Source organism: Ensifer sp. Root558 (assembly GCF_001427045.1).
GTDB classification, from domain to species: Bacteria; Pseudomonadota; Alphaproteobacteria; order Rhizobiales; family Rhizobiaceae; genus Ensifer; species Ensifer adhaerens.
On sequence record NZ_LMGC01000001.1, the window covers coordinates 641,930 to 654,973 of the forward strand.

At 62.7% G+C, this 13,044-nt stretch carries 10 protein-coding genes; 8 read left to right on the forward strand and 2 right to left on the reverse strand.

The genetic code is table 11. The features are described 5' to 3' along the window. Window positions 1–54 precede the first annotated feature (54 nt). Both ASD63_RS03225 and ASD63_RS03230 read right to left on the reverse strand, forming a co-directional pair. Window positions 55–1,677, reverse strand: a complete 1,623-nt coding sequence (locus tag ASD63_RS03225; protein ID WP_034788408.1) for an ABC-F family ATP-binding cassette domain-containing protein — start codon at window positions 1,675–1,677, stop codon at window positions 55–57. 112 nt (window positions 1,678–1,789) lie between these two features. Further along, the gene (locus ASD63_RS03230; protein WP_034788411.1) at window positions 1,790–2,845 is read right to left on the reverse strand and encodes a LacI family transcriptional regulator; all 1,056 of its coding nucleotides are present in this window, start codon (window positions 2,843–2,845) and stop codon (window positions 1,790–1,792) included. Window positions 2,846–3,365: 520 nt separating this feature from the next. On the opposite strand from ASD63_RS03230, the gene ASD63_RS03235 reads away from it, so the two are divergent. The 8 genes from ASD63_RS03235 to ASD63_RS03270 all read left to right on the forward strand — a co-directional run bounded on the left by ASD63_RS03235 (window position 3,366) and on the right by ASD63_RS03270 (window position 13,036). Continuing rightward, entirely contained in the window at window positions 3,366–4,601 is a 1,236-nt protein-coding gene (locus tag ASD63_RS03235) for an ABC transporter substrate-binding protein (RefSeq protein ID WP_060528785.1), read from the forward strand. A 200-nt stretch (window positions 4,602–4,801) separates the two neighbouring features. Next, window positions 4,802–5,710, forward strand: coding sequence for a sugar ABC transporter permease (locus ASD63_RS03240; protein ID WP_034788417.1), 909 nt, complete (start codon window positions 4,802–4,804; stop codon window positions 5,708–5,710). 1 nt (window position 5,711) lies between these two features. After that, the gene (locus tag ASD63_RS03245; RefSeq protein ID WP_089044240.1) at window positions 5,712–6,653 is read left to right on the forward strand and encodes a carbohydrate ABC transporter permease; all 942 of its coding nucleotides are present in this window, start codon (window positions 5,712–5,714) and stop codon (window positions 6,651–6,653) included. A 4-nt stretch (window positions 6,654–6,657) separates the two neighbouring features. Continuing rightward, window positions 6,658–7,752, forward strand: a complete 1,095-nt coding sequence (locus tag ASD63_RS03250) for an ABC transporter ATP-binding protein (protein WP_034788421.1) — start codon at window positions 6,658–6,660, stop codon at window positions 7,750–7,752. An 83-nt stretch (window positions 7,753–7,835) separates the two neighbouring features. Next, on the forward strand, window positions 7,836–10,316 hold the full coding sequence (locus tag ASD63_RS03255; RefSeq protein ID WP_192441106.1) for a glycoside hydrolase family 2 protein: 2,481 nt from the start codon (window positions 7,836–7,838) through the stop codon (window positions 10,314–10,316). A 5-nt stretch (window positions 10,317–10,321) separates the two neighbouring features. After that, window positions 10,322–11,011: a D-lyxose/D-mannose family sugar isomerase gene (locus ASD63_RS03260; protein WP_034788426.1), complete on the forward strand. Its 690-nt coding sequence runs from the start codon at window positions 10,322–10,324 to the stop codon at window positions 11,009–11,011. 69 nt (window positions 11,012–11,080) lie between these two features. Further along, window positions 11,081–11,842: a sugar phosphate isomerase/epimerase gene (locus tag ASD63_RS03265; RefSeq protein WP_060528786.1), complete on the forward strand. Its 762-nt coding sequence runs from the start codon at window positions 11,081–11,083 to the stop codon at window positions 11,840–11,842. Between the two features lie 15 nt (window positions 11,843–11,857). After that, window positions 11,858–13,036 carry a Gfo/Idh/MocA family oxidoreductase gene (locus tag ASD63_RS03270; RefSeq protein ID WP_051659132.1) on the forward strand — a complete coding sequence of 393 codons (1,179 nt, stop codon included), beginning with the start codon at window positions 11,858–11,860 and terminating at the stop codon, window positions 13,034–13,036. The last annotated feature ends 8 nt before the right edge of the window (window positions 13,037–13,044 follow it).

The following is a 13,044-nucleotide window of genomic DNA, read 5'->3' on the forward strand; positions in this document are numbered from 1 at the left end:
GGCGGTGACTGCGAAATGCTGGGCGCCGGCGCGCGACGCCCAGCTTGCTTTGCTTCAGCTGCGAAGACCCGGCGCTTCCTGGCCGGTCCGCTCGACATATTCCGTGTAACCGCCGCCATACTGATGGATGCCCTCGGGCGTCAGCTCCAGCACACGGTTGGAAAGGGCTGCGAGGAAGTGGCGGTCGTGCGAAACGAACAGCATCGTGCCTTCGTAGTCCGCGAGCGCCTTGATCAGCATTTCCTTGGTGTCGAGGTCGAGGTGGTTGGTCGGTTCGTCGAGAACAAGCAAATTCGGCGGGTCGAACAGCATGATCGCCATCACCAGGCGCGCCTTCTCGCCGCCGGAAAGCACCCGGCACTTCTTCTCGACATCGTCCCCGGAAAAGCCGAAGCAGCCGGCAAGCGCGCGCAGCGGCGCCTGGCCCGCCTGCGGGAAGGTGTCTTCGAGCTGCTGCAGCACCGTGCGGTCGCCATCGAGCACGTCCATGGCGTGCTGGGCGAAGTAGCCCATCTTGACGCTGGCGCCGAGCGCGACATTGCCTTCGTCCGGCTCGGTGGAACCGGCGACGAGCTTCAGAAGCGTCGACTTGCCGGCACCATTGATGCCCATGATGCACCAGCGCTCGCGGCGGCGCACCATGAAGTCGAGACCTTCATAGATGCTGCGGCTGCCGTATTTCTTGTGCACGCCTTTGATGTTGATGACGTCTTCGCCGGAACGCGGCGCCGGGCGGAATTCGAAGGCGACGGTCTGGCGGCGCTTCGGCGGCTCGACCCGGTCGATCTTTTCGAGCTTCTTTACCCGGCTCTGCACCTGGGAGGCGTGCGAGGCGCGCGCCTTGAAGCGCTCGATGAACTTGATTTCCTTGGCGAGCATCGCCTGCTGGCGCTCGAACTGCGCCTGCTGCTGCTTCTCGTTCTGAGCGCGCTGCTGCTCGTAGAAGCCGTAGTCGCCCGAGTAGGCATTGAGCTGACCGCCGTCGATCTCGATGATCTTGGTGATGATGCGGTTCATGAACTCGCGGTCGTGCGAGGTCATCATCAGCGCGCCGTCATAGTTCTTGAGGAAGTCTTCGAGCCAGATCAGGCTTTCGAGATCCAGGTGGTTGCTCGGTTCGTCGAGCAGCATCACGTCCGGCCGCATCAGGAGAATGCGGGCAAGCGCCACGCGCATCTTCCAGCCGCCCGAGAGCTTGCCGACGTCACCGTCCATCATTTCCTGGGAAAAGCTCAGGCCCGCCAGCACTTCGCGGGCGCGGCCTTCCAGCGCGTAGCCGTCAAGCTCTTCATAGCGTGCCTGCACCTCGCCGTAGCGCTCGATGATCGCGTCCATCTCGTCGAGGCGATCCGGATCGACCATGGCGGCTTCGAGCTCGCGCAGCTCGGCGGCGACTTCGCTCACCGGTCCGGCGCCGTTCATCACTTCGGAAACAGCGCTGTTGCCGGACATCTCGCCGACGTCCTGGTTGAAGTAGCCGATGGTGACGCCCTTATCGACGGCGACCTGGCCTTCGTCCGGTATTTCCTCGCCGGTGATCATGCGAAAGAGCGAGGACTTGCCGGCGCCGTTCGGGCCGACGAGGCCGACCTTTTCACCGCGGTTAAGCGCGGCGGAGGCTTCGATGAAAAGGATGCGGTGGCTGAGCTGCTTGCTGATGTTTTCGATACGGATCATGTCTGCGGTAGCCTGAAGGGAGGAGCGGGGCGCAGTCGCGCCCAATTGTTGCCCCGGCCTGTCGCAGGTTTCTGCGTCACAAGCAAGACTTGAGGGCTGTTTTCAGCCGTTCCTAGGCGCGCAAGCCACGCGTGATCGGCGGCTGGAACTCGGGCTGGCTGAGGCTCTGCAGCGTTTCTGGCGGCTGGCCGTCGATGTGGCCGATGACTGCCTTGGCCAGTTCCCGACCGGCCACGCGGATGTCCTCGTACATGGTCATGACTTCCGGGCGCAGCCAGCGCAGGAAGTCGCTCGGTGACTTCGAGACCATGTCGCAGTCTTCGCCGAGCTTCTTCTTGGCCATTTCCAGGCCGGCAATCAAAGCGATCGCACCGGAGCCGCTGCCCGAAACGATGCCGTCGGGCGCGTCCGCCGAGCGCATCAGGGGCTCGAAGGCGTCGCGGATCTCGACCAGCGAATGGTCAATGTTGGTCTGGTGGAAGCCGACTGCATCCGCCTGGAAATCGCGAAGCCCACGCTCGAAACCGGCGCGCATGTGTGAATAGAAGGTGAGGTGCGGCGGCGGCTCGAGCAGCACCAGCTTCCGCCGGCCGCGCGCCACCAGTTTGCGTACCGCCTCGTAGGCGAAACGCTCGTTGTCGAAGTCGTGATAGGGGTGAACGATCCCCATTTCGGTGCGGCCGTGCGTGACGAAGGGCAGTCCGCGTTCGGTGAGCAGCGCCACGCGCGGATCGTGCGGCTCGGTGCGCGAAATGATCACGCCGTCTGCGGCACCCGTGTCGAGGATATAGCGGATCGGCGCCAGCGCGTCCTTGACGGCGCTATAGGGGGTGACGACCAGGTGGTAGGGCGTGCCGGCAAGGATCTCGGTGATGCCGACGACCATCGGGCTGGTGATGCCCATGATCTCTTCTTCCAGCGTCAATACGAGACTGATGACATTGGTCTTGCCGGTTCTCAGGCGCACGCCGGCGCGGTTCGGCTGGTAGCCGATCTGTTTGGCGACGAGCCGCACACGCTCCTTGGTTTCCGCACCGATATCGGGCGCATCCTTCAACGCCCGCGAAACCGTAGTGATGCCGAGCCCGGTCATGAAGGCGATCGTCTTCAGTGTCGGACGGGCTCCATCCGGCAGTCTCTGCGGCCTGTTTTTCGTCTTGTTGTCCATTGCCGTCACCCGCCCACTCTCTTGCCGCCCGCCGCCAGATTGCCCATCCGGCAGCGAAACGCGTCGGTTCAGTTCCATCCGCCGCGCCGTCGCCCTGTCACGTCATCGCGTTATATACGAAAAGTCGGTGGCGGCTATGCTGCTTTGGATGGATCAAATTGCTTCAAATCTGTAACGATACAGTTGCGATGTCGAGCGTTTTCGTTGCTGCGCTGCGAAAGATGGAGCGGACTGGTTGAATCGGAAGTTTTGGCGCATGTTTTTTGCGCTTGCGAGATGGCGCCTCCGATGCCGGTGCGCCATTGTTGCGGAAAATATATGTATTTCAGCGCGATGAAAGGGATTCCTGCTGGCCGCGTGGGTGCCGCCATTGCGCACAAAGCGCTTTGGAACGCGGCTGCCGTATGCACGCAATGGGTGTTTTTTAAGATTCTGTTTAAATCGATTGTGGTGGGTGTTGCGTCCTGTAATCGATTGCACTAAGTTTTTTACGGTAACGTTACAGTGAGGGAGGAGACTCATGAATTTACGTTCTTTGGCCGCCGTGCTTTCAGCCGCCGTGGCCCTGCCGCTCAGCGCAGCCAACGCTGTCGATCTTGAAGTGACCCATTGGTGGACCTCGGGCGGCGAAGCTGCCGCGGTCGCGGAACTCGCCAAGGCCTTCGATGCGACGGGCAATCACTGGGTCGACGGCGCGATCGCCGGTTCTGGCGGCACCGCCCGTCCGATCATGATCAGCCGCATCACCGGTGGCGACCCGATGGGCGCCACGCAGTTCAACCATGGTCGCCAGGCCGAGGAACTGGTTCAGGCCGGGCTGATGCGTGATCTCACCGATGTCGCAACCCGCGAGAAGTGGAAGGACATCATCAAGCCGGTGAGCCTGCTCGATTCCTGCACGATCGACGGCAAGATCTATTGCGCCCCGGTCAACATCCACTCCTGGCAGTGGCTGTGGCTGTCGAATGCGGCCTTCAAGACGGCCGGCGTCGAGGTTCCGAAGAACTGGGATGAATTCGTAGCCGCGGCGCCCGCGCTCGAAAAGGCAGGCATCGTGCCGCTCGCCGTCGGCGGTCAGCCGTGGCAGGCAGCCGGCGCCTTCGACGTGCTGATGGTGGCGATCGCCGGCAAGGACACCTTCCAGAAGGTGTTCGGCGACAAGGACGAGGAAGTGGCCGCAGGCCCCGAGATCGCCAAGGTCTTCAAGGCTGCCGACGATGCCCGCCGCATGTCGAAGGGCTCCAACGTCCAGGACTGGAACCAGGCGACCAATATGGTCATCACCGGCAAGGCCGGCGGCCAGATCATGGGCGACTGGGCGCAGGGTGAATTCGCGCTTGCCGGCCAGAAGGCCGGAACCGACTACACCTGCCTGCCGGGCCTCGGCGTCAACGAGATCATCTCGACCGGTGGCGACGCCTTCTACTTCCCGCTTCTGAAGGACGAGGAAAAGTCGAAGGCGCAGGAAGCGCTGGCCTCGACGCTGCTCGATCCGAAGACGCAGGTCGCCTTCAACCTCAAGAAGGGTTCGCTGCCGGTGCGCGGCGACGTCGATCTGGCGGCTGCCAACGACTGCATGAAGAAGGGGCTGGACATTCTTGCCAAGGGCAACGTGATCCAGGGTACCGACCAGCTGCTTTCGGCCGACAGCCAGAAGCAGAAGGAAGACCTGTTCTCCGAATTCTTCGCCAACCCGTCGATCACGCCGGAAGACGCGCAGAAGCGCTTCGCCGACATCATCGCGAACGCGGAATAACCGCAACTGCCTTGGCCGGCCTCTTTGAAAACGAGGCCGGTCAAAGCCTCCCATTCGGCAGGATGTGCCGGTCGTCCGCGCGTGATGCGTTTGCGGGCCCCATGGGAGTGGTTGTCGCCCTGATGTGGCAGAGCGCTGCGCGCTGAGTGCGCGGGGCTGCCCATCGTCCGAAACCCAATGCAGTTCCGGAGGAACGAAACATGGCGGGTTACACACAAGGTTCGGGCCGACCGAACCAGTGGCTGCGGAACCTGAACGCGAAGATTGCCTCCGTCCCGATGATTCTGACGGCCGTGGTGATCTTCCTCGGCGGCACGATCTGGACGGTCGTCTATTCCTTCACCAATTCCAAGCTGTTGCCGCGGCTCTCATTCGTCGGCCTCGATCAGTACGAGCGCCTCTGGGCGGCGCCGCGCTGGCTGATTTCGGTGCAGAATCTGGCAATCTACGGCATCTTCTCGCTGATCTTCAGCCTGCTGATCGGCTTCGTGCTGGCCGCATTGATGGACCAGAAGATCCGCTTCGAAAATACCTTCCGCACCATCATGCTCTATCCCTTCGCCCTGTCCTTCATCGTGACGGGCTTGGTCTGGCAATGGCTGCTCAATCCGGAATTCGGCATCCAGTCGGTGGTGCGCTCGCTCGGCTGGGAAAGCTTCACCTTCGACCCGCTCTATAATGCCGACATCGTTATCTACGGCATCCTGATCGCAGCCCTCTGGCAGGGCACCGGGCTCGTCATGTGCCTGATGCTCGCAGGTCTTCGCGGCATCGACGAGGACATCTGGAAGGCCGCGCGCGTCGACGGCATACCCATGTGGAAGACCTACATCTTCGTCGTCATTCCGATGATGCGCGGCGTCTTCATCACCACGCTGGTGATCATCGCCAGCGGCATCGTCAAGGTTTACGACCTGGTGGTGGCGCAGACGAGCGGCGGTCCCGGCATCGCGTCGGAAGTGCCTGCAAAATATGTCTACGACTACATGTTCCAGGCGCAGAACCTCGGTCAGGGCTTTGCCGCCTCGACGATGATGCTCATCACCGTCGCCATCATCATCGTGCCTTGGGCCTATCTGGAATTCGGGGGAGGGCGCAAGCGTGTCTGATATCGTTGCTTTCAATTCGGTGACTGAAGAGGCCGCACTGCAGGCGCAGACAAACCGGGTCGTCGCCGGCCCCCGCGGCGCCAAGCCCCGCCGGGCGTTGTCTGGCCGCAACATCATGATCTACGGCACGCTGATTGTCGTGGCGCTGTACTACCTGCTGCCGCTCTACGTGATGGTCATGACTTCGCTCAAGGGCATGCCGGAAATCCGGCTCGGCAACATCTTTGCCCCGCCGGTTGAAATCACCTTCGAGCCTTGGGCAAAGGCCTGGGCGAGCGCCTGCACGGGGCTCAACTGCGACGGCCTTTCGCGCGGCTTTTGGAACTCGGTGCGCATCACCGTTCCTTCGACGATCGTCTCGATCGCGATCGCCTCGGTCAACGGTTATGCGCTCGCCAACTGGCGCTTCAAGGGGGCGGAGCTGTTCTTCACCATCCTGATCGTCGGCGCCTTCATTCCCTATCAGGTGATGATCTATCCGATCGTCATCGTACTGCGGGAAATGGGCATCTACGGCACGCTCACCGGCCTCATCCTCGTGCACACCATCTTCGGCATGCCGATCCTGACGCTGCTCTTCCGCAACTATTTCGCCGGCCTGCCGGAGGAACTGTTCAAGGCCGCGCGCGTCGATGGCGCCGGCTTCTGGACGATCTATTTCAAGATCATGCTGCCGATGTCACTGCCGATCTTCGTCGTGGCGATGATCCTGCAGGTCACCGGCATCTGGAACGACTTCCTGTTCGGCGTCGTGTTCACCCGGCCGGAATACTACCCGATGACGGTTCAGCTCAACAACATCGTCAATTCGGTCCAGGGCGTGAAGGAATACAACGTCAACATGGCGGCGACGATCCTGACCGGGGCGGTTCCGCTCTTCGTCTACTTCGTCTCCGGACGGCTTTTTGTCCGCGGCATCGCCGCCGGCGCAGTGAAAGGGTAACAACATGCAAAACGTCAGCGTATCGGTCAAAGACCTGTCGTTGAGCTTCGGTGCCGTCACTGTGCTCGACACGCTCAACCTCGACATCAAGGACGGCGAGTTCCTGGTGCTGCTCGGCTCGTCCGGCTGCGGCAAATCGACCTTGCTGAACTGCATCGCCGGGCTGCTCGATGTCAGCGACGGGCAGATCTTCATCAAGAACAAGAACGTCACCTGGGAGGAGCCCAAGGACCGCGGCATCGGCATGGTGTTCCAGTCCTACGCGCTCTATCCGCAGATGTCGGTGGAGAAGAACCTCTCCTTCGGCCTGCAGGTCGCCAAGGTGCCGAAGGAAGAGATCGACAAGCGCGTCAGCCGCGCCGCCGAGATCCTGCAGATCCAGCCGCTCTTGAAGCGCAAGCCTTCGGAACTCTCGGGCGGCCAGCGCCAGCGTGTGGCGATCGGCCGGGCGCTGGTGCGCGATGTCGACGTGTTCCTGTTCGACGAGCCGCTCTCCAACCTCGACGCCAAGCTGCGCTCGGAACTGCGCGTCGAGATCAAGCGGCTGCACCAGTCGCTGAAGAACACGATGATCTACGTCACCCATGACCAGATCGAGGCCTTGACGCTTGCCGACCGCATCGCGGTCATGAAGAGCGGCGTGATCCAGCAGCTTGCCGATCCGATGACGATCTACAACGCGCCGGAAAACCTGTTCGTCGCCGGCTTCATCGGCTCGCCGTCGATGAACTTCTTTCGCGGCGAACTGCAGCTGCGCGACCAGCGCGCCTACGTCCACGCCAACGGCGTCGATTTCGACGTGTCGGCCTATCCGTCGCGCGCGCCCTTCGTGCATGGCCAGAAGGTGGTGCTGGGCTTGAGGCCCGAGCATGTGCGCGTCGACGAAGCGGCAAGTGGCGCGCCGGCCTCGCACCGGGCGGTCGTCGATATCGAGGAGCCGATGGGCGCCGACAATCTGCTGTGGCTGAAGCTTGCCGGACAGTCGATGTCGGTTCGTATCGCCGGCCAGCGGCGCTACGCGCCGGGCACGGCGGTCACGCTTTCCTTCGACATGGGCGTCGCCTCGATCTTCGATGCGACAAGCGAGAACCGACTCTGAAATAAGGGGATGCGGGGCGGCCACCGCTGCCCGGCACCTCCCAGCAATGACTGTGCCGGCGTGGCCGGTCGATCTATGGAACCATGCGCATGCTCTCTGAGGATTTCACCCGCACCGCCATTCGTCTCGATCTCGCAGGGGATTGGCAACTTTCTTCCGTCGACAATAGCCATGCGCTGGCAATGGAGTTGCCGGGCGATGTGCATTCGGCGCTGCTGAAGGCCGGCGTGATCGACGACCCGTATGTGGGGCGCAACGAGAACGACGTGCAGTGGGTGGCGCACAAGGACTGGGTGATCGAGCGCACGGTCACGGTCGGTGCCGACGACATTGCCGGCTACTGGTATCTCGACCTTGAATACCTCGACACGGTTGCCTCGGTGTTCGTCAATGACAAGCTGGTGCTTGAAGCGGAGAATTGCTTCCGCCGCTATCGCCCGGATGTCTCGAAGACGCTGGTTGCAGGCGAGAACCGCATCCGCATCGTGTTGCATTCCTCGATTGCCGAAGGCGCGCGGCGGCAGGCGGAGCAGCCCTTCTACGTGCCCTATCACCCTGGCAATTCACCGATCGCCAACGGCAATATGCTGCGCAAACCCCAGTGCCATTTCGGCTGGGACTGGAACCTCGCGATCGCGCCGCTCGGCGTCTACGGAGAGATCGCCCTTTGCCGGCTGGAGATCGCCCGCATCGAGCATGTGACGAGCAAGCAGGTCTGGCTGGAGGATGGCAGCGTCGATCTGGTGGTGACGCTGACGCTCTTTGCCGATGGGCCGGGCATTGTGCCGGTGCACTTCTCGCTCGATGAGGACCGCGAACGGCTCGATTGCGCCGTCGGCAAGGGCGAGACCCGCATCACCCATGTCTTCACCATGAGCGAGCCCAAGCGCTGGTGGCCGGCTGGAAGCGGCGAGCAGCATCTGTCGCGGCTGACCGTCGAGGTGCCGCAGGAGCAGGTGACGCGTCAGATCGGTTTCCGCACCGTCGAGCTTCTGACCGACAAGGACGAGGCCGGCAGCCGCTTCGCCTTCCGCGTCAACGGCCGCGAGATCTTCTGCAAGGGCGCCAACTGGATCCCGGCCGATGCGCTGGCGTCGCGGGTGACGCGCGAAGGCGTCGAAGACCTTTTGACCTCGGCTGTCGATGCCAACATGAACATGATCCGCGTCTGGGGCGGCGGCTTCTACGAGCCGGACTGGTTCTACGATCTGTGCGACCGACTGGGCCTCATGGTCTGGCAGGACTTCATGTTCGCCTGCAACCTCTATCCTTCGACGCCGGATTTCCTGGAGAATGTCGCAGCCGAGGTGGACTACCAGGCCAAGCGCCTGTCGTCGCATCCGTCGATCGCGGTCTGGTGTGGCGACAACGAGCTCGTCGGCGCGCTCACCTGGTTCGATGAGCCGCGCAAGGATCGCGACCGTTATCTCGTCTCCTATGACCGGCTGAACCGCACCATCGAGGTGGCGCTGAAGGCGGCGCTGCCCGAAGCGATCTGGTGGCCGTCGAGCCCGGCGTCGGGATATCTCGACTTCGGCGACGCCTGGCATGCCGATGGTTCCGGCGACATGCACTACTGGTCGGTCTGGCACGAAAACAAGTCCTTCGACAATTACCGCACCGTGCGGCCGCGCTTCTGCTCGGAGTTCGGCTTCCAGTCCTATACGTCGATGCCGGTCATCCGGCAGTTTTCGGCCGAGAAGGACCTCAATATCGCGTCGCCCGTGATCGAGAGCCACCAGAAGAATGTCGGCGGCAACGAGCGCATCGCCGGCACGATGTTCCGCTACTTCCGCTTCCCCAAGGATTTTCCGGCCTTCGTCTATCTCAGCCAGGTGCAGCAGGGGCTGGCGATCCGCACGGCCGTCGACTACTGGCGCTCGCTGAAGCCCCATTGCATGGGCACGCTCTACTGGCAGCTCAACGACACCTGGCCAGTCGCCTCCTGGTCGAGCCTCGACTATGGCGGCAGCTGGAAGGCGATGCACTACATGGTCCGTCGCTTCTTCCAGCCGGTCTCGGTCGCAGCGATCCCATCGGCAGATGGAAAGGAAATCGCCTTCTCGATGGTCAACGATACGGCAGAGCCGGTGACCGTCGAGCTGCAGACCTTCCTGGTTTCGCTCGATGGCCAGCGCACGCCGCTCGCGGCGGTCGCCGGTACCTGCAGCCCGGACCGGGCGGCAACGCTGGCGACGATCGCGGCTTTCGACATTCCGGAAGGCGACCTGCTGTTCTGGTCGTTCGAGGCATCGAACGGCATGCGCGGTGAGGGGCACCACGTCAACGGCACCTACAAGGCGCTCGACCTCAAGCCGTCCGGCCTGACACTCGATGTCGCGCCCGCAGGCGAAGGCGCCTTCGACGTCACGGTCAAGGCGAGCGGCTTGGCGCTGCATGTGATGATCGAGGCGGATGTGGCCGGGCGCTATTCCGACAACGCCTTCGACCTCTTGGCCGGCGAGACGAAGGTCATCCGTTTTACCCCGAAGGTGCCGTTTGACGCAGGTGAGCTGCCGCGCTTTTCCGCCTTCGATCTCGAATCCTGCCAGGGAAAGGGTTGACCGCCATGAAACGCAGCCACGTCAACGACATCATCGCCGAGAGCGATGCCTTCATGAAGAGCTTCGGCTTCACCCTGCCACCCTTTGCCTACTGGTCGCCGGAGCAACTGAAGGCGCGCGTCGCTTCCGACAGTCCGACGATCTTTGATGCCCGGCTCGGCTGGGACATTACCGACTATGGCAAGGGCCGCTTCGAGGAGTTCGGGCTGGTGCTCTTCACGCTGCGCAACGGCAATGCCGCCAATCTGAAGACCGGGCAGGGCATGGTTTACGCCGAGAAGCTGATGATCACCGCCAAGGACCAGGTCAACCCGCTGCACCGTCACGCGGTCAAGACCGAGGACATCATCAACCGTGGCGGCGGTTCGCTGGTGCTGCAGATGTACAATTCCAAACCGGACGGCTCGGTTGACGAGGAGAGCGACGTCGTTGTCGCGACCGATGCACGGCTGCGCACGCTGAAAGCTGGCGACCTGCTGAAGCTCAAGGCCGGTGAAAGCGTCACGCTTCTCCCTGGCAACTGGCACGCCTTCTGGGCCGAGGGCGCCGACGTGCTGATGGGCGAAGTATCGACCGTCAACGACGATCTCACCGACAACTATTTCCGCGAGCCGGTCGGTCGCTTCTCGGCGATCGAGGAGGACGCAGGCCCCGCCCACCTCTTGGTGTCGGACTACGATACCTGGCTCAGGTGATACCGAGACCCCAACAACCCCAAGATCCCACTATCCCAAGACCCCCAGGACGAAATCGAGGAGGATTTCATGAAGGACGTCAGTTTCCAGCTTTATAGCGCTCGCAATTTCCCGCCTTTCGCCAATGTGCTGAAAGCACTCGGCGACGCCGGCTACAGCCAGGTCGAAGGTTACGGCGCGCTTTACGCAGCGCTCAGCGACGCCGAGATCGCCAGCTTCAAGGAAGGTCTCGACGACAATGGCCTCGCCATGCCGACCGCGCACTTTGGCCTGGACATGCTCGAAAGCGATCCGGCCCGCGTGCTCGAAATCGCCAAGGCGCTCGGCATCAAGGCGATCTATTGCCCCTACCTGATGCCCGACCAGCGCCCGACCGATGCCGCCGGCTGGCGCGCCTTCGGCGAGCGGCTGCAGAAGGCCGGCAAGCCCTATCGTGATGCCGGGCTGATCTTCGGCTGGCACAACCACGACTTCGAGTTCGCGGCCCTTCCGGATGGCAGTATTCCGCAGGACCTGATCTTTGCGGGCGGACCGGATCTCTCCTGGGAGGCCGATATCGCCTGGATCATCCGCGGCGGCGCCGATCCGATCGCCTGGATCAAGCAGTATGGCGACCGCATCACCGCCGTGCATGTGAAGGACATCGCGCCGACAGGCGAGAAGAAGGACGAGGACGGCTGGGCCGATGTCGGCGAGGGCACGGTCGACTGGAAAGGCCTGTTTGCGGCACTTTCCGGCACGAAGGCCCGCTACTTCATCGCCGAGCACGACAACCCGAGTGATTTCAAGCGCTTCGCCAAGCGTTCGCTCGCCTCCATCCAATCCTATTGAGAAGCAGGTTTATCCATGACCAAGGAACTTGGCGTCGGCATCATCGGATGCGGCAACATCTCCACCACCTACTTCAAGCTTGCCCCGCTTTTCCGGGGCATCAAGGTTGTCGCCTGCGCCGACATCAACCCGGCGGCAGCCGAGGCGCGGGCGGCCGAATACGGCGTTAAAGCTGAGAGCATCGAGGCGCTGCTCGCCAATCCCGATGTCGACATCGTCGTCAACCTGACCATTCCGGACGCGCACTATCCGGTCTCCAAGGCAATCCTCGAAGCCGGCAAACACGTCTATTCGGAAAAGCCGCTGGTGCTCTCCCTGGAGCAGGGCGAGGAGTTGAGGGCGATCGCCAAGGCGAAGGGCCTTTCCGTCGGCTGCGCGCCGGACACCTTCCTCGGCGGCGCGCATCAGCTTGCCCGTAGCTATGTTGACGCGGGCAAGATCGGCCGGGTGACCTCGGGCACCTGCCACGTCATGAACCCGGGCATGGAGATGTGGCATCCGAACCCGGACTTCTTCTTCCTGCCCGGCGGCGGCCCGATCCTCGATCTCGGTCCCTACTACATCGCCAACCTGATCAACCTGATCGGTCCGGTGAAGCGCGTGGCGGCGCTCGCCACCATGGCCAACCCGACCCGCACGATCACCAGCGAACCGCGCAAGGGCGAGGTGATCCCGGTCAGGACGCCCACCAACATCCACGCGCTGCTCGAATTTGAGAACGGCGCGACGATCACGCTGTCGGCCAGCTGGGATGTCTGGTCGCACCGCCATGCCAACATGGAGCTTTACGGCACCGAAGGCTCGCTCTACGTGCCCGACCCGAACTTCTTCGGCGGCACGGTGGAAGCAAGCGGCCGCGACAAGAAAATCGAGCCGCTGGAGCCCTGGGATCATCCTTTCGGTGTTGCCAACCAGGAGCATCCGCAGGGGCCGATGGCGAATTACCGCACCGCCGGCCTTGCCGACATGGCGCTCGCCATCCTCGAAGGCCGCGATGCCCGCTGCTCGCTCGACCGCGCGCTGCACGGCGTCGACGTCATGGTGTCGATCCTGAAATCTGGCGAGGAGGGACGTTTCGTCGAACTCTCCACCACCTGCACCCAGCCGGCCGCCCTCGGCATCGAGGAAGCTCGGGCACTCTTGCGCGAGACCGAAGAAGAAATGTCGGGAAATCGCGTCGCTGCCGCTTCATAGCGACACCG